General features: G+C 53.8%; 14 protein-coding genes. 3 read left to right on the top strand and 11 right to left on the bottom strand.

All coding sequences use genetic code 11. The features are described from left to right. The first annotated feature begins 64 nt into the window (after window positions 1–64). From mhpT to mmuM, 3 genes are all read left to right on the top strand, one after another. A complete protein-coding gene (gene mhpT, locus HV243_RS19345; RefSeq protein ID WP_181603867.1) occupies window positions 65–1,276 on the top strand; it encodes a 3-(3-hydroxy-phenyl)propionate transporter MhpT in 1,212 nt (403 codons plus the stop codon). Window positions 1,277–1,550: 274 nt separating this feature from the next. Beyond that, on the top strand, window positions 1,551–2,954 hold the full coding sequence (mmuP, locus tag HV243_RS19340; RefSeq protein WP_053389836.1) for an S-methylmethionine permease: 1,404 nt from the start codon (window positions 1,551–1,553) through the stop codon (window positions 2,952–2,954). After that, the gene (gene mmuM / locus HV243_RS19335; RefSeq protein WP_053389835.1) at window positions 2,941–3,882 is read left to right on the top strand and encodes a homocysteine S-methyltransferase; all 942 of its coding nucleotides are present in this window, start codon (window positions 2,941–2,943) and stop codon (window positions 3,880–3,882) included. The genes mmuP and mmuM overlap by 14 nt, the downstream gene beginning before the upstream one ends. 70 nt (window positions 3,883–3,952) lie before the next feature. Here mmuM and fbpC read toward each other — a convergent pair whose 3' ends face one another. The 11 genes from fbpC to hemB form a co-directional block, all read right to left on the bottom strand. Next, entirely contained in the window at window positions 3,953–4,999 is a 1,047-nt protein-coding gene (gene fbpC / locus HV243_RS19330) for a ferric ABC transporter ATP-binding protein (RefSeq protein ID WP_053389834.1), read from the bottom strand. An 11-nt stretch (window positions 5,000–5,010) separates the two neighbouring features. Then, window positions 5,011–7,089, bottom strand: coding sequence for an iron ABC transporter permease (locus HV243_RS19325; protein ID WP_053389833.1), 2,079 nt, complete (start codon window positions 7,087–7,089; stop codon window positions 5,011–5,013). 69 nt (window positions 7,090–7,158) lie between these two features. Then, window positions 7,159–8,190: an ABC transporter substrate-binding protein gene (locus tag HV243_RS19320; protein WP_016151983.1), complete on the bottom strand. Its 1,032-nt coding sequence runs from the start codon at window positions 8,188–8,190 to the stop codon at window positions 7,159–7,161. Next, on the bottom strand, window positions 8,187–9,491 hold the full coding sequence (gene uhpC, locus HV243_RS19315; protein ID WP_053389832.1) for an MFS transporter family glucose-6-phosphate receptor UhpC: 1,305 nt from the start codon (window positions 9,489–9,491) through the stop codon (window positions 8,187–8,189). The genes HV243_RS19320 and uhpC overlap by 4 nt, the downstream gene beginning before the upstream one ends. An 85-nt stretch (window positions 9,492–9,576) precedes the next feature. Beyond that, window positions 9,577–11,118 carry an MASE1 domain-containing protein gene (locus HV243_RS19310; RefSeq protein ID WP_053389831.1) on the bottom strand — a complete coding sequence of 514 codons (1,542 nt, stop codon included), beginning with the start codon at window positions 11,116–11,118 and terminating at the stop codon, window positions 9,577–9,579. Next, entirely contained in the window at window positions 11,118–11,747 is a 630-nt protein-coding gene (locus HV243_RS19305) for a response regulator transcription factor (RefSeq protein WP_029139427.1), read from the bottom strand. The genes HV243_RS19310 and HV243_RS19305 overlap by 1 nt, the downstream gene beginning before the upstream one ends. Window positions 11,748–11,976: 229 nt before the next feature. Then, entirely contained in the window at window positions 11,977–12,759 is a 783-nt protein-coding gene (locus HV243_RS19300) for a YaiO family outer membrane beta-barrel protein (protein WP_047357664.1), read from the bottom strand. Continuing rightward, window positions 12,756–13,385 (bottom strand): acetyltransferase, encoded by a 630-nt coding sequence (locus HV243_RS19295; protein WP_047357665.1) that lies wholly within the window; start codon window positions 13,383–13,385, stop codon window positions 12,756–12,758. Before HV243_RS19295 ends, HV243_RS19300 begins: the two co-directional genes overlap by 4 nt. Then, window positions 13,324–14,520, bottom strand: a complete 1,197-nt coding sequence (locus HV243_RS19290) for a glycosyltransferase family 2 protein (protein ID WP_047357666.1) — start codon at window positions 14,518–14,520, stop codon at window positions 13,324–13,326. Before HV243_RS19290 ends, HV243_RS19295 begins: the two co-directional genes overlap by 62 nt. Before the next feature lie 4 nt (window positions 14,521–14,524). Then, a complete protein-coding gene (locus tag HV243_RS19285; protein ID WP_047357667.1) occupies window positions 14,525–15,166 on the bottom strand; it encodes a PIG-L deacetylase family protein in 642 nt (213 codons plus the stop codon). A 518-nt stretch (window positions 15,167–15,684) separates the two neighbouring features. Next, complete coding sequence (gene hemB, locus HV243_RS19280) at window positions 15,685–16,659, bottom strand: porphobilinogen synthase (RefSeq protein WP_016151991.1); 975 nt, start codon at window positions 16,657–16,659, stop codon at window positions 15,685–15,687. Between the last annotated feature and the right edge of the window lie 380 nt (window positions 16,660–17,039).

Raw genomic sequence — 17,039 nt, 5'->3', positions numbered from 1 at the left:
GATTACGCGGCTGGCAACGTATCAGCCGCGACTCACCTGCATCGTGACCTCAGAGATACATCTTATGACTACCCGTACCCCCACATCTTTCCGCCTGACGTTGACCGTCGGGCTTTGCTTTTTAGTCGCCCTGATGGAAGGGCTGGATCTACAGGCCGCCGGAATCGCTGCCGTCGGTATCGCCCAGGCGTTTGCGCTGGATAAAATGCAGATGGGCTGGATCTTCAGTGCGGGCATTCTCGGACTGCTGCCCGGCGCGCTGGTGGGCGGCATGCTGGCCGATCGCTATGGCCGTAAGCGTATTCTTATTGCCTCGGTGGCGCTGTTCGGCCTGTTCTCGCTGGCGACGGCGATTTCCTGGGATTTCTCGTCGCTGGTGTTTGCCCGTCTGATGACCGGCGTCGGGTTGGGCGCGGCGTTGCCGAATCTGATCGCGCTGACCTCCGAAGCGGCGGGCCCGCGTTTTCGCGGTACGGCGGTGAGCCTGATGTACTGTGGCGTGCCGATTGGCGCGGCGTTAGCGGCGGCGCTCGGGTTTAGCGGTCTGGCCGCCGCCTGGCAAACGGTGTTCTGGGTTGGCGGAGTGATCCCGCTGCTGCTGGTGCCGTTGTTGATGCGCTGGCTGCCAGAATCACAGGTTTATGCCCAGCAAACGAAGGTGGCCGCCGCGCCGTTGCGCGCCCTGTTCGCACCTGCTACCGCGACAGCCACGCTGCTGCTGTGGCTGTGCTATTTCTTCACCCTGCTGGTGGTGTATATGCTGATCAACTGGCTACCGATGCTGCTGGTGGAGCAGGGCTTTCAGCCCTCGCAGGCGGCTGGCGTGATGTTTGCTCTGCAAATCGGTGCGGCCAGCGGCACGTTAATTCTCGGGGCGTTAATGGACAAACTGCGCCCGGTGGTCATGTCGCTTCTGATCTACACCGGGATGTTGGCTTCGCTGCTGGCGCTGGGGACGGTGTCGTCATTGAGCGGTATGCTGATGGCCGGATTTGTGGCGGGGATGTTTGCTACTGGAGGACAAAGCGTGCTGTATGTGTTGGCTCCGCTGTTTTACAGTACGCAGATCCGCGCGACAGGCGTGGGTACCGCCGTCGCCGTTGGGCGTCTGGGGGCGATGAGCGGCCCGCTGCTGGCAGGAAAAATGTTAGCGCTCGGCACTGGAACGGTAGGCGTGATGGCAGCTTCTGCGCCGGGCATTTTACTGGCAGGGCTGGCGGTATTTTTCCTGATGAGCCGTAAATCGCAGATGCCGATCCCGACCAGTGGCTCATAAACAATCGTTCGGTTGTATGAGTGGGGAGATACGGTTCCCACTTCCGGGTGAACGCCAGCCGGCGATGACGTTGCCAGAGTTTATATAAAGCCTGGCAACGGAGGCGTTATGAGCTGGCGGCCCTTTTTATATTTGATAATTAACCCCCACCCGGTATTAAGCGCCCGGCGCGGTCATCTGCGTCTGGTGCAGGGTTGACTTTGCATTGTGTTAACAAACGCGGTATAACACACCTTCTTTGGATGTTTAGGTGTCCATACGTTTAGAAGGTTATATGCAAACAACACAACAAAATGCGCCACTGAAGCGCACGATGAAAACGCGTCACCTGATTATGCTCTCCTTAGGCGGCGTGATTGGCACAGGGTTATTCTTCAATACCGGCTACATCATCTCCACTACCGGGGCCGCGGGAACGCTGCTGGCCTATCTGATTGGCGCGCTGGTGGTCTGGCTGGTTATGCAGTGTCTGGGCGAGCTGTCGGTCGCGATGCCGGAGACCGGGGCGTTTCACGTCTATGCCGCGCGCTATCTCGGCCCGGCGACGGGGTATACCGTGGCCTGGCTCTACTGGCTGACCTGGACCGTGGCGCTTGGTTCGAGTTTTACCGCTGCCGGATTCTGTATGCAGTACTGGTTTCCGCTGGTGCCAGTATGGGTCTGGTGCGTGGTGTTCTGTGTGATTATTTTTGGCCTGAACGTTATCTCCACGCGCTTTTTTGCCGAAGGGGAGTTCTGGTTCTCGCTGGTGAAAGTGGTCACTATCATCGCCTTTATTATCCTCGGCGGGGCGGCGATTTTTGGCTTTATCCCGATGCAGGATGGCTCGCCCGCGCCGGGGCTGAGTAATATCACGGCGGAAGGTTGGTTCCCGCATGGTGGCTTACCGATCCTGATGACTATGGTGGCGGTGAACTTTGCTTTTTCGGGAACTGAGCTTATCGGTATTGCCGCCGGTGAAACGGAAAATCCGCGCAAGGTGATCCCGGTGGCGATTCGTACCACCATCGCGCGACTGATTATTTTCTTTATCGGCACCGTGTTTGTGCTGGCGGCGCTGATCCCGATGCAGCAGGCGGGCGTGGAGAAAAGCCCGTTTGTGCTGGTGTTTGAGAAGGTAGGGATTCCGTACGCCGCCGATATTTTTAACTTCGTGATCCTGACAGCCATTCTTTCTGCGGCGAACTCCGGGCTGTATGCCTCCGGGCGCATGCTCTGGTCGCTGTCGAATGAACGTACGCTGCCAGCCTGTTTTGCGCGAGTAACGAAAAACGGCGTGCCGCTGACGGCGCTGTCGGTCAGTATGCTCGGCGGCGTACTGGCGCTGTTCTCCAGCGTGGTGGCCCCGGACACGGTATTTGTCGCGCTGTCGGCAATCTCCGGGTTTGCGGTGGTGGCGGTGTGGCTGAGCATCTGCGCCTCGCACTTTGTTTTTCGCGGCCGTCATTTGCAACAGGGTAAGGCATTGAGTGCATTACATTATCGTGCGCCGTGGTATCCGCTGGTGCCGGTATTAGGATTTGTGTTGTGCCTGGTGGCCTGTGTGGGGCTGGCATTCGATCCAGCGCAGAGAATTGCGTTGTGGTGCGGGTTACCGTTTGTTGCGTTGTGCTATGGTGCATATTTCCTTACTCAACCCCGTAACGCAAAACAGGAGCCAGAACATGTCGCAGAATAATCCGTTACGCGCTCTCCTTGAGAAACAGGATGTCCTGTTACTGGATGGCGCGATGGCGACGGAGCTGGAAGCGCGAGGGTGTAACTTAGCCGACAGCCTGTGGTCAGCCAAAGTGCTGGTAGAAAACCCGGAGCTTATCCGCGAAGTGCATCTTGATTATTACCGGGCGGGGGCGCAATGCGCGATCACCGCCAGCTATCAGGCGACACCGGCGGGCTTTGCCGCGCGTGGCCTGGATGAAGCGCAGTCGAAAGCGTTGATTGGCAAAAGCGTGGAGCTGGCGCGTAAAGCGCGTGAAGCGTATCTGGCAGAGAACCCGCAAGCGGGCACGCTGTTGGTGGCGGGATCTGTCGGACCTTACGGCGCGTATCTGGCGGACGGCTCTGAATACCGTGGCGATTACCAGCGCAGCGCCGAGGCGTTCCAGGCGTTTCATCGCCCGCGCGTGGAAGCATTGCTGGATGCCGGGGCCGATCTGCTGGCCTGCGAAACTCTGCCGAATTTTGTCGAGATTAGCGCACTGGCTGAGCTGTTGACCGCGTACCCGCGTGCGCGTGCCTGGTTCTCATTTACTCTGCGTGACAGCGAGCACCTGAGCGACGGTACGCCGCTGCGTGACGTGGTCGCGTTGCTGGCGGATTATCCGCAGGTGGTGGCGTTAGGCATTAACTGCATTGCGCTGGAAAACACCACCGCTGCGTTGCTGCATTTACACGGCTTAACGGCGCTGCCGCTGGTGGTGTATCCGAATTCGGGCGAGCAGTACGATGCCGCGAGCAAAACCTGGCATCATCACGGTGAGTCTTGTGCGCAACTGGCGGATTATCTGCCACAGTGGCAGGCCGCTGGCGCACGATTGATTGGCGGGTGCTGTCGCACCACGCCTGCGGATATTGCCGCGTTAAAAGTTCAGGCCCAGGCCCGATAAGACGTAAGCCGCCATCGGGCATTTTTTGCCGGATGGTGATACGGTATGAACCGGAAACATGGGTAACACTTTATGCTGCATCCGCCAGCACAAACATGCCGTACGGATGGATTTCGAGATAATACTGCTCGCCGACGTCCGGCTGCAGACGCGTAGCGTTGACCTGCAATAAAATCTCCTGTCCGTGCCACTCCACCGTGACCTCATATTGGGGTCCCATATACGCGACGTGGCGGATCACGCAGCGTTGGCTCTCTTCGCCGCGGTCGCTGAGCGTGATCGCTTCCGGGCGCACGCCTACCATGCCCTCGCCTTGATCGCTAAAGTGCAGTGGGCGCGGCAGATGATAGCCGTAGATATCAACGTATCTGTCGCTGAAGGTGGCCGGGAACAGGTTGGCGTCGCCCATAAAGCTCGCCATAAAGCGGGAGGCGGGCTGGCGATAGAGATCCTGCGGCGAGCCGATCTGCATGATGTGTCCCTTGTTCATCACCAGTACGGTATCGGAAACCGCAAAGGCTTCGCTTTGATCGTGGGTGACGTACAGCGAGGTGATATCAAACTGCTTTTGCAGCTCGCGGATTTTGTCGCGCATGCTGCGACGCAGGTTGGCGTCCAGGTTACTTAACGGTTCATCAAACAGAAGCACTTTCGGTTTGAGGATCAACGCACGGGCCAGCGCCACGCGCTGCTGCTGACCGCCGGAGATCTGATCGACAAAGCGGTCTTCAAATCCCTCCAGATCCACCATCGCCAGCGCGTCTTTGACGCGGGTTTTCACCTCCGCGCGCGACACGCCGAGCATCTTCAGGCCATAACCGACGTTCTCCCCTAACGACATATGCGGGAACAGGGCATATGACTGAAACACCATACAGATATCGCGCTGCTGAATAGAACGATGGGTAACGTCTTCGCCATCAATGAAAATTTGTCCTTCGCTCGGTTTTTCCAGCCCGGCAACCAGACGCAAGATGGTGGTTTTACCGCAGCCGGACGGGCCGAGCAGCGTTACCATTTGCCCCTGCGGAATGGTGAGATTGATATTGTCGATAACCGTGTTGCTGCCAAATCGTTTAGTGACGTTGCGCAGTTCAACGAAATTTTTCTGAGTCATAGTGCGCTCCATTACGCCTGGTTTTTGGCTTTTGAACGGGAGGTACGTGATTCACCGATCAGCCAGTCAAAGATGAAAATAATCGCCAGCATCACCACGATTAAAATGGAACCGTAGGCAATCGCCACGCCGTATTCGCCGTCCTCTACGCGGTTCAGGATGTAGGCCGTGGCCACGCGGGTATCCGGCGTGACGAGGAACACAATGGCGCTGACGGTGGTAATGGCGCGCACAAAGCTGTAGATCAGCGCTGAGAGGATCGCCGGGCGCAGCAGCGGCAACAGGATGTGCGTAATAGTGCGCAGGGAACCGGCGCGCAGACTGAGCGAGGCTTCATCCAGCGATTTATCGATTTGGCCTAAGCCCGCAATGCCCGCCCGGATACCGACCGGGACGTTACGCATCACCATTGAGATAATCACGATGGCGGCGGTGCCGGTGAGGTATACCGGGGCGCTGTTAAAGGCCAGAATGTACGATACGCCCGCTACGGTGCCCGGAACGGCAAAGCACAGCATAGTGGTGAACTCGATGGTCTTTTTGCCTTTAAACTGCTGACGCACCACAACCCATGCGATCAGCAGGCCAAAGATAGCGGTGATCGGCGCGGCAATCCCGGCGTAGAGCAGGGTGTCGAGCAGTGAAGGCCACGCGCCGTCGCTCATTCCCTGACCGAACAGTTTGGTAAAGTTCGCCAGTGTCAGGGTGTAGTCCACGCCCCAGTTTACGGTGAAACTGCCGTAGAAAATGCTGCCGTAGAGCAGGGCGTTAAAGGCAATCCACACCGCCAGCAGCGCGACCACGCTCCATACCAGCGTTACCGGCAGCGGCTGCACGTCGCCCCGATAGGATTTACCAGAAACGGTGACGTACGAGCGTTTACCAATCCACATGTACTGCACGCAGAACACCAGCAGCGAGAACAGCAACAGGAAGGCACCCAGCGTACTGGCGGCCTGGTAGTCGAGCTGGGAACCGGTGATGTAGAAGTAGATTTGCGTTGCCAGCACGTCGAAGTTACCGCCAAGCACCAGCGGGTTACTGAAGTCGGCCAGCGACTGCACCACCACAATTAAAAAGGCGTTTGCCAGCGCCGGTTTTAGCAGCGGGACAAACACGCCGTTAAAGGTTTGCCAGCGGCTGGCGCGCAGGGTGTATGACGCCTCCTCCAGCGACGGATGAATGGTTTTGATCGCCCCGTCGAGGATCATAAACGCCATCGGAGTGAAGGCCAGCACCTGCGCCAGCCAGATGCCGGTAAAACCGTACAGCCAGTTGGTGTTGGTCAAACCAAACCATTCGACCATAAATTCGGTGATGTAACCGGAGCGTCCCATCATCAGCGTTACGCCTAAACCCACAACAAACGGCGGGGTGACGATCGGCAGAATCGAGAAAATACGTCCGATAATGGCGCTGCGTTTCGCAATACGGGTGGTGTAGATAGCCAGCACCAGGCCAAAGAAGGTACAGCCGACGCCGACGGCAATCGACAGCATAATCGAGTTGAGGATCACCTGAATGATATGCGCCTGCGACAGCACATTCATAAACGCCAGCGGAGCAAATTCTCCGGCGTCGTTGGTGAACATCGGAATGAAAATAGCGATACTTGGCCAGACGATAAAAATACCGATCAGCGCGACAATCGCGGTGAGCGAGCCGATGACGAAACGGTCGCCGCCCAGCCATTCCAGACGGGTGAGCGCCAGGGTCATGATCGCGCCAAGTGCCACAAACAGCACGATGGTGGCATAGCCTATGCCGCGTCCCTCAATAGTCGCGCTGGCGACGATAAACGCCATACAGAAAAACGCCCAGCCCGCGTCAAAATAATGGCGGCTGCGCTGTTCGCGTCTGGCTTCATGGAACGGGCGCACCAGCAGCAGGCTTGGCAGCAGATACCAGAGCCAACTGATATTGAACTGTGACCAGCCGTAGGCGGCGAGAATTTCTTCGCGCGTCGATTCCAGCAGACCGTAGTCCAGGCTCCAGCTCGGCAGCAGGGCAAACGCCAGCCAGCCGAGTAAAATCCAAAGAAATATCGCATCCCGTTTTTTCACGGGATGGAGTGCAAGTGTGTGTGACATAGCGGTTCCGGTATTTCAGGCCGGATATGGCGTTGAGGCCGTATCCGGCAAATGAACGCAAATCTGGGGTTATTTACCCATCTTCACTTCGCTGACCCACTTATTGATCAGGGCTTTACGCACGTCGGTCGAGCCGTACTTATCCATGTCGTAATTGATAAGCTTCAGGTCGTCGAGCTTCAGCGAGTTAGGGGACGTCTCGGCGGTGGTGTTGGTCAGGATCTGATAGGATTTACCTTTCTTCCACGCCAGCTCCTGCGCGTCTTTCGACAGTACCCAGTCAACGAACAGTTTGGCGTTATCGAGGTTACGCGCGCCTTTCAGGATGCTGACACCGCCGATTTCATAACCGGTACCTTCGCACGGTGAGACAAGTTCCAGCGGTGCGCCCTGTTCTTTTTCCAGCGAGTAGTCGTGCAAGAAACCGATGCCGATAGCCGTTTCGCCACGGGCGGCGTTACGCGCCGGGGCAATGCCGGATTTGGTGTACTGGGAGACGTTGGCGTTGAGCTGTTTCAGGTAGTCAAAGGCCTGATCTTCCCCCCACAGTTGGGCAAAGGTCGCCAGTGCGGTATAGGCGGTACCGGAGCTTTGCGGATCAGCAATCTGGATTTCGCCTTTGTATTCCGGTTTGGTCAGATCCTTCCAGCATTTTGGCACCGGTAGGTTTTTCTCTTTCAGGCGCTGGGTATTGACGCCAAAGCCCAGAATACCGACATAAACCGCCGAGGAGAGGTTGCCTTTCACTTTTGCCGGATCGCGGAACTTCTCCATGATTTGTTCGAGGTTTGGTGATTTATACGGCTGCAGCAAGCCCATTTCACCGGCCTGAGACTGTGGATCCAGCGTACCGCCGTACCAGACATCCGCCTGCGGGTTTTTCTTCTCGGCATCCACTTTCGCCAGCGTACTGCCTGAGCCGTTGCGAATGAATGAAGTCTTCACATCATATTTTTCACCGAAGGCTTTGGTTTCGGTTTCGCACATTTCGTTGGTGGCGCTGCAATACACCACCAGACGACCCTGCGCCTGAGCTGCACTGCTGAAGGCTGCCAGCGTCAGAGCGGAGGCAATTAGGGTAGAGGTAAGCGTCAGTTTCATTGTTTTATCCTTTGACTGAGAGAAGGGGGAATGCCCGCAATGAGCAATGGCATCAGCAATAAACCCATAAAGACAGCGGCAACCGAGAGCAAACTGAACATTCCCGACCAGCCGTAGTGTTCTATGACCAGCGACAGCGGCCAACCCGCCAGCGCGGCCCCCAGATAGGCGAACAGCCCGAGAAAACCAGTAATTGAACCTGCCGCCGCTTTATGTCCGCATTCCACGGCCGCGAGGCCAATTAGCATCTGTGGGCCAAACACAAAAAAGCCCACGGTAAAGAAACACACTGCCAGTAGCGCGTAGTGGTGCACCGGTGCCAGCCACAGCGCGGCGACGGAGACCATCAGCCCCAGTGTGAACAGCAAAATCATTGGCGCACGCTGACCGCTGAACAGCAGATCCGATCCCCATCCGGCAAACAGCGCCCCCAGCAAGCCACCGACTTCAAACAGCATTACCGTGGCATTGGCGCTGAGCAGGTTCACACCGTGGCTTTCCGTCAGCCAGATGTTGCCCCAGTCGTTGAGCGCAATGCGGATCAAATAGACCAACACATATGACACGCCGAGTAGCCAGATCATCGGGTTCTTCAGCATGGTGGTGCGTAACATTTGCCACAGTCCCATCGGCGGGCTTTGCTGCTCCTGACGCAACTCCAGCGGGTCTTGCCGCCATTCCCCAACCGTGGGTAAGCCTTCTTCCCGGGGCGTGCCTTTCAGTTGCAGGGTGAGCCAGACGCCTAACGCCATGCTGATTATTCCTGGAGTCAGCATGGCTGCCTGCCAACCCCACCAGTGGGCGGCAAAGGCGCTAATCAGCGGGATGATGGCCCCACCGATGTTGATCGACATATTCCAGCAGCCCCACCAGAAGCCGCGTTCGTTGCGCGAGTACCAGTGAGTCAGTAGTCGGGCGCAGGGCGGCCAGCCCCAGCCCTGAAAAAATCCGTTCAGCGTCCAGACCACCAGGAGCAGCGTTAGCGATTCACCAAAGGCGAACAGCACGTTTAAAACGCCGGTGGCAAACAGGCCAATGCCCATAAACGCGCGCTGTCCGTGGCTGTCGTGCCATAGCCCGGCGGTGAATTTCGACAGGCCATAGGTCAGATAAAACAGCGATCCCAGCAGGCCGATATCGCCTTTATCCAGACCCAGATCCGTTTGCAGCGCCGGGAGGACGTAGTTAACGCTTTTGCGCGTCAGATAAAACGCGGCGTACCCAATCACCATACATATCAGCAGCCGGGGGCGTAGCACCCGGTATTGTTGGTCTGTTTCGCGTGATGCACGTGCATGCATGGCAGCCTCCGTTTGTGCTGACTATAGGAAAGTGAAAGCAAAATGGGATGAGATAAAGTCCGCAGTGACTAAGACTTTTTCCTGGTTAACGGCTGATTTGTTGCAAATTTGTGGGCAGGTTAACAATTACCCGCGTGCCGTTGTTCGATTCGAGCGTCAGTTCGCCGCCAAGGGCGCTGACCCGCTCACGCATCCCCTGGATACCGAACCCGGGGATTTTCTCTGCGAGAATACCTACACCGTTGTCAGCGACGTGCAGAAACACGCGGTGTTCCTGCTGGCGCAGCGTAATCGATACTTCGCTGGCATCGGCATGTTTACAGACGTTATTGAGCAACTCCTGCAGCAGGCGATACAGTGTGAAACGCACCGTTTCATTTTCTGGCGTATTTTCAAGCTGATAGTCAAACCAACAGCGAATGCCGCGTTCGGCAAAGGCAAATTCATTCACCAGATGATGCAGTGCATCTTTAAAGGCCAATTCATCGAGCGCGGGCGGTCGCAGCTGGCGCAGCAGTTGGCGGGTGGAGTGGTGAATGCGCCGGGCAAGGTCGTTGATCTGATTTGCCGCTTCAAGCGTTTGCTCGCGACCCGGCGCGCGCTTGACCAGTTGCGACTGAATTTGAATGGCGGTGATGTTCTGACCAATTTCGTCGTGTAGTTCCCGCGCCAGGCTTTTGCGCGTATTTTCCTCGGTGCGGATCAGTTGTTCGGTCAGCGCGCGTCGCGCTGCCAGTTCGGCTTCCAGACGCTGGCGATAATGGTGCAGGTTTTGCGCCAGATGCTGCTGGCGGCTGATAGCGATCCCGAGCCCTATGCCCAGCAGCGCCTGGGTGGCGAGGAAAATCTCCAGCTCCAGTAAATTGCTGAACCCGACGCCGATTTGCCGGGCGATGGTGATCATCATACTGCCGAGCAGTCCGGACAACACGCCGCCCTGCCAGCCAAATTTCCACGCCATCACCACGTTTGGTAAGAACACCACGATTAGCAGCAGGCGCTCGATCTCCGGTGACAGCACCATCTGGGTACCTATGCCGATAATGAAAAACAGACTACACCAGATGATAAGCGAGGTACGCAGGGGGGGATTGGTGGTATCCAGTCCGAGCAAATGATAGCGGTGCTGCTGGCGCAGAAATTCATAGATCAGATAGACAAACGGCGTCAGCAGCACGCCGCCAGTAAACGATGCCAGGCCAATTAACGTTGCCGGGCTTTGGATAAACGGTGAAAGCAGGAGGGTATTGAGCAATGACGTGATCGTCACCGCGGCCAGCAGCAGCGTTAAGCGCTGCCAGTAAAGGGGGAAGCGGTGCCAGTATGACTGGCCGATACTCGCCGGGATCAGGCTAATCAACGGCGCAACCAGCAGGATATAGCCATTCACTAATTGCTCGCTGTGCAGCCAGAACAGCATCAGCACCGGCGGCAGTACCAGCGCGGGCCAGTAACGGCGAGAAAGCAGGATTAGCAGGGCGAGATAGACGCCGTGCGGCAGGAATAGCGCTGCCTGCTGGCCGTTGTGGGTCAGGTAAAACCCCAGCGTCCACAGCATCAGCCAGCCCGATCCCCAGGCCAGCAGAATAAACAGAGAAATAACCCCATGACGAAGGCTGCGTGACATTAATGCCCCGTCAGCAACTGGTGGTCGAGTGCAAAATGCACCAGATCGATGGTGCTGTGGCATTGCAGTTTGCCCAGCACGTTCGCACGATGAACGTGCACCGTTTTATGGCTGAGGTCGAGCTTGAAGGCGATCTCTTTTACGCTGTCGCCTTTGACCAGCAGATCAAACACTTCGCGCTCGCGTGGGGTCAATACCTCCAGTACCTGCGCGGGCTGTTCGCCGCCGCGTAGCGCCCGTAGCGCGTCGGCGCACAGGTAATGCCCGCCCATACCAACCGATCGTACCGCCTGCACCAGTTCCTCCGGTCCGCAACGTTTGGTCAGATAACCGCTGGCACCGGCATCCAGTGCGCTTTGCACAAACGTGGGTGAGTCATAGATGCTGAGAATAATGGCGCGAAAACCGGGCTTCTGCGCCCGCAGTCGTTTTAACAGGCTCAGGCCATTTTCATCTGGCATGGCGATATCCATCACCGCAACGTTGACGTCATCATGCAGTAATGCAGGCCACGCCTGGGCCGCGCTGCTGTACTGGCCAGCAACGTTGAGATCGTCTTCGAGACTGAGTAATTGCGCAAAGCCGGAACGCACCACCACATGGTCATCCACCAGCACAACATGAATCATGATCTTGCTCTCTTGCCTGACAATGGCATCTATGATGCCTGCCAGCGCCGCGCTGGCAATCCCCGTGGCGCTGATATGTAACGAATGTAACAAAATCGCAATAATTTGCCGGGTGTTGTAGGACGGATAAGCGTTGCGTATCCGGCATTGATTAATGGATGGCGGCGTGAGGGCTGAGAGAATGGCTATTTCATTGGTGGTTGATTCTCCCCTATCGAGGGGGAGAGATTTAAAACTGCCAGGTGAGATCGGCGAGAATTTGCTGGCTGTGATAGCTCTCAACCGGCGTGTCATACCATTGTTTGCCGAGGGCAAGACCGAGAGTTAATTGCTCGGTCAGCGGCTGATTGCGACGCAGGCTGATGCTTTTTAACGTTCCTTTTTTGGTGTCCGGTGACCAGTCATAGGTATAGGCTCCCGTTCCGCGGCTTACCCAGAGCTGCGTATTGCCTTTACCGTTCAGGTCGTTCAGGCGCAGTGAAACGATGTGGCTATAGCTTCCCCCAGCATCTTCAGTATCGTAATGCGTATAACGCCATGAGGTGATAAACGGTCCGGTATACAGAGATATTCCGCCTGAAAAAGCATTGACGTCCGTATCGTCAAAGTAGTTGGCATAGCGATAACCAAAGGTAAATACGGTTTTAGGCAGAACTTTTACGCTGATATCCTGCTGAGCATCGCGTCTGGCAAAAACGGGGGTGTTTTCGGCAATTGCCAGACCCGTTTTTGTTGATAACCACTGATTCCAGTTATACCAAACGGTCGCGCGGCCACGTAACGCGTTCCATGATTCACCGTTGTCGTAATCGCGTCTGCCTTCGGAAATATTGAAAACCGCGGCACCATCGTCAATCTGCGTCTTTAATTCGCTGAACATGACGTTACGGGTGCCATGCCTTGCCGAATAATCAGTAAAGTCGTATCCGGCTGTCAGGTTCAGGTCGGTTGCTTCAGCCGGGAGAGAAGCCGTGCTGAGTATCAACGATACAAATAAAGTCCTTTTCATTATTCTTCACCTACGAGACAGGAGATCTCTTGTTTGAGGATATATTTACCTTTTGGCAGGTTTTGCTCGATGGTTATCCGTGGGCCAATTGTGCTTTCAGCTGCGATATATCGGCCAGGTAAAATAATGACCTGAACACCAAGCCGCGCACCGGGACCGATATAACACCCTAATTTTTCGCAGCCTGTATCAATGTCTTCATCGTCCAGCCTGACATGCACGGTTTTACCATCGAGGCGATGATTGCTGGTTCTTACCTGCGCGCCCAGGTAAGCGCCTTTGCCAATAACCGAGTCAGAAATAAAGCATTGGGGACCGATGGTGGTCGTCGATTCCAATACTGCGTTTTTGATTTCGGTGCCATAGCCAATACGTACTTGATTGCCAATTAAGCAACCCGGTCGAATAAAGGCGTAATTACCAATAATGCAATCGGCCCCAATTACGACAGGCCCCTGAATAACTGCACCATGACAAATTTTACTGCCAGCACCGATCGTCACCGCTCCCGCGCTTTCATCAATAACAACGCCAGGTGCAATGGATACTGACTTATTATTCTGTTCGCTAAGCTTTAGATAGTTCTTCACCACCGCGGGTAGCTGAGGGGGCGTTATTGTTTGGCGCATCCACCACCGCGGTATAGCGTGTGGGTTTGTCACGTAGGGGTTCTCGTCCAGTAAAAAAGGCAATAAGTCCATATACAATCCAAATTAAATAAGCCAGAAGTACGTAAAAAACAGAAAAAGGCGCAAGGAAAATAAGTTTCCAGCATCGGTGATACCAGGCACTAAATGCTCCAATTGAGCAAACCACTCCAACCCAAATAATGGGAAACAAGGAAAGCACAATCGCATGTGGGCCGATAGTGAGCGTGATGTGTTGCCATGTAATGAGATAGATTGCTACGCCATACAACACGACCAGCACCATTGGGAGTATGCTGAAGATGCCGAATCTGCTGAGGATGAGTGATTTATGCAGACGCATGCAAACGGCATAGCCCACGATCCATCGCCGCCATCGTTTCCATTCATCGCCCAAGGTATTGCACTCCTGAGGATAAACAATGCAGCGGTTTGCCTGACGGATACAATAACCATTCGCGACCAGGGTCCAGGTTAAATCGAGATCCTCCACCTTGGTACGATCGGAAAAACCAAATTTGCGTAGCACATCAGTACGAAACATGCCGCAGGCTCCGCTAATAATAAAAGGCGCACCGCCGAGCAACTGCTGTAATGTCCGCTTCATTACGATCATCGGAAGTTTTACCGTTGCACGGATATGTGGCAGCAATCCAGCACCAGGCAGATGTGTTGAGGGGATTCCACCAACGGCATCGGCGCCATTTTCTATTTCTGCTAACATGAATCCCATACCGTCACCATCAGGAGGGACATAGGTGTCAGCATCGCTTAAAAAAACCTGCTCACAGGTAGCATAGTTTAATCCATTCATTAAGGCGCCACCTTTCCCGGTATTCTTTTGCGTCACGGTAATCAGGCGTTCTCCCCATTTTTCTTTCACCTTATGCATAATGATTTCGGTATCATCAGTGGAACCATCGTTTACACATATGACTCGATGAAAATAAGGATTTAATAACAAGTTTTCCAGCGATTGTGCCAGGCAAGGACCTTCGTTATAGGCCGGAATAATGGCGTCAATACTGTCGTTACGTAAACTAGGTTTTCGTTTTAAGGTTGTGAGGAACCAAAGTAATATACATAGGCTCATCATAATAAAAAATATTGTTTTCATATAATTAGAGAATCATTTTGTGAACAACAAAACCTTCAGATAATTCACATCCGGCCTGTTGCCCTCGGAATTGAGCTACGGTACGCAGACGTTCTGTACGCATATAATCACGTTGCTGCTGGCTTTGGTGAAATGAAAGCGCACGAAGTTTTTGAATGAAACAGTTTTCACTGACCTTTTCAAAGACTTGGGGAACAAACGTCAGCCAGGTACTGGGAGTTTCATAACCGAGAACCTGGGGAATATTTCGGCAGGCAACGATAGAAGCCTTATGTACCGCGCGATGATCCTGATGCCGGTCAGAATCATGCATAGTATACGTTCGCACGATGTTGATTTGTGCGGGAATGTGATTTGTGATGACGTCTTCAAGTGATTTGATCATCGTATCAACAAAGTACGGTGTGCGTGTGTCCTCAAAATGAAAATGAAAAATCTGATGGCAGCCTAATGATGTTAATGCCGATTGAGATTCTGCGTGTCGGTCGGCTTTTAAAACGCACCCTTCAGCCCCTGCGGTCATGACGACGGCAGTAACGTGATAGCCTTCTTTTATTAAGCGGGATAACGAGGCACCACATCCGAGTTCAATATCGTCCGGATGGGCACCGATTGCTAATATCCCTTTTTGGTATGATGTAACCATGAGCAAATCCTTCACTTTTCTATGAGAGTGTTATTTGGGTGTTCAATGAATATAAACACAATATCTGTTTTGCAGATATTTAAAGCTCTTGTTGGAAAGACGGGATGGATTAGTGTTTGTCGTAATAAAGATATTACAATGTGTAATTTGATTAGTCAAAAAATAATATTTATTGAAAGTTAGGATGTTTTTTCTTAATCAATAATAAAAATGAATGCATTAATTTTTTTTACTGGTTTTATTTTTCTGAGTGATTGGTTTTTTATAATTAGATGATGAGGTTATTAAATTGTACTGTAACTATACCTTCAAATAGAAGAATAGAATACATATGTCATTTTAGTATTCATTTACGAATAATTGATATTGATTGTAATGATGAATTTCAGAGGGGATATTACTTTCAGAATGAATCATAAACAGCAAGTCGCTGAGCGCTGGTACTCATTAGAATCTTTAGGCTAGCGATAACAGGCCGGATGGTTTACGCCACCCGGCATGGAACAACAAAGTTAAAGTTAGCGCAGGATTTTTTTCTCAGCCAGATCCAGTGCGAAGTAGCTGAAGATCAGATCTGCGCCAGCGCGTTTGATCGAGCCTAAGCTTTCCAGCACCACTTTCTCTTCATCTATGGCACCCGCGAGGGCTGCAAACTTGATCATCGCGTATTCACCGCTGACCTGATAAGCGCCAATCGGCAGCTCGGTGCGCTCGCGGATATCGCGCAGAATATCGAGGTATGCGCCAGCCGGTTTGACCATCAGGCAGTCTGCGCCCTGGGCTTCATCCAGCAGCGATTCGCGGATTGCTTCCCGACGGTTCATCGGGTTCATCTGATAGGTTTTACGATCGCCCTTCAGCGCGGTACCTGCGGCTTCACGGAATGGGCCATAGAAAGAAGAGGCAAATTTGGTGGAGTAGGACATGATCGCAGTATCGGTAAAGCCCGCGGCATCCAGCGCCTGGCGAATCGCCTGCACCTGGCCGTCCATTGCGGCGGAAGGGGCGATGAAATCTGCGCCCGCAGCGGCGGCAACGACCGCCTGTTTGCCGAGATTGGCAAGGGTTAAATCGTTATCAACGCCGTGCTCGCATAATACGCCGCAGTGACCGTGCGAGGTGTATTCACAGAAGCAGGTGTCGGACATGACGATCATCTCCGGTACGGTCTGCTTACAGATACGCGACATGCGCGCCACCAGACCGTCTTCTTTCCAGGCATCGCTGCCGGTGTCATCGGTGTGATGAGAAATGCCGAAGGTCATAACCGAGCGGATGCCTGCATTAGCAATGCGTTCAATTTCGCGCGCCAGATGCTTCTCTGGAATGCGCATCACGCCGGGCATGGCCTCGATAGCTTTGTAATCGTCGAGTTCTTCTTCAACAAAGATCGGCAACACCAGGTCATTTAAGCTGAGTGTTGTCTCTTCAAACATAGCGCGCAGCGCAGGTGATTTGCGCAGGCGGCGAGGGCGTTGGATTAGGTCTGTCATGGTATGCCTGATGTTTGTGGAATCGAAGGCCGTAGTATACCCGAACCTGAGGGTGGGTGGTTTACGAAAGTTGGCGTTATATCTGGATTTTCCATCGTGGAAGGCTGAATCATTAGAGCAATTTATTCACATTTATGGCAAGTTATTTATATTCATTGTTTTGCTTGTTTCTATTTTTATTATTTTAAATATCGATATGTTTATTTGTGTAGGGCTGGTGATAATTCCTCTTTATTTATTGTTTATTTGTTTGGGTGTGTGGTGAGTTATTTGTTAATTATATGATTCAGAGATGTGTTGTACGGTATTTCATTGAAAGAATGAGTTTTTTTGTTTTTTGTGTCAGAGGTGAGGATATTCGTAGTGTTGTCCGGTTTCGG

It is taken from the genome of Citrobacter sp. RHBSTW-00599 (genome assembly GCF_013784065.1).
Lineage (GTDB): Bacteria > Pseudomonadota > Gammaproteobacteria > Enterobacterales > Enterobacteriaceae > Citrobacter > Citrobacter braakii.
Note: the sequence above shows the minus strand (reverse complement) of the source record. Positions and strands in the feature narration are given on the sequence as shown.

Excerpts from the sequence above, each read along its gene's own strand:
- mhpT (WP_181603867.1), top strand. The coding sequence starts at position 65 with ATGACTACCCGTACCCCCACATCTTTCCGCCTGACGTTGACCGTCGGG.
- mmuP (WP_053389836.1), top strand. The coding sequence starts at position 1,551 with ATGCAAACAACACAACAAAATGCGCCACTGAAGCGCACGATGAAAACG.
- mmuM (WP_053389835.1), top strand. The coding sequence starts at position 2,941 with ATGTCGCAGAATAATCCGTTACGCGCTCTCCTTGAGAAACAGGATGTC.
- fbpC (WP_053389834.1), bottom strand. The coding sequence starts at position 4,999 with ATGACTCAGAAAAATTTCGTTGAACTGCGCAACGTCACTAAACGATTT.
- HV243_RS19325 (WP_053389833.1), bottom strand. The coding sequence starts at position 7,089 with ATGTCACACACACTTGCACTCCATCCCGTGAAAAAACGGGATGCGATA.
- HV243_RS19320 (WP_016151983.1), bottom strand. The coding sequence starts at position 8,190 with ATGAAACTGACGCTTACCTCTACCCTAATTGCCTCCGCTCTGACGCTG.
- uhpC (WP_053389832.1), bottom strand. The coding sequence starts at position 9,491 with ATGCATGCACGTGCATCACGCGAAACAGACCAACAATACCGGGTGCTA.
- HV243_RS19310 (WP_053389831.1), bottom strand. The coding sequence starts at position 11,118 with ATGTCACGCAGCCTTCGTCATGGGGTTATTTCTCTGTTTATTCTGCTG.
- HV243_RS19305 (WP_029139427.1), bottom strand. The coding sequence starts at position 11,747 with ATGATTCATGTTGTGCTGGTGGATGACCATGTGGTGGTGCGTTCCGGC.
- HV243_RS19295 (WP_047357665.1), bottom strand. The coding sequence starts at position 13,385 with ATGCGCCAAACAATAACGCCCCCTCAGCTACCCGCGGTGGTGAAGAAC.
- HV243_RS19290 (WP_047357666.1), bottom strand. The coding sequence starts at position 14,520 with ATGAAAACAATATTTTTTATTATGATGAGCCTATGTATATTACTTTGG.
- HV243_RS19285 (WP_047357667.1), bottom strand. The coding sequence starts at position 15,166 with ATGGTTACATCATACCAAAAAGGGATATTAGCAATCGGTGCCCATCCG.
- hemB (WP_016151991.1), bottom strand. The coding sequence starts at position 16,659 with ATGACAGACCTAATCCAACGCCCTCGCCGCCTGCGCAAATCACCTGCG.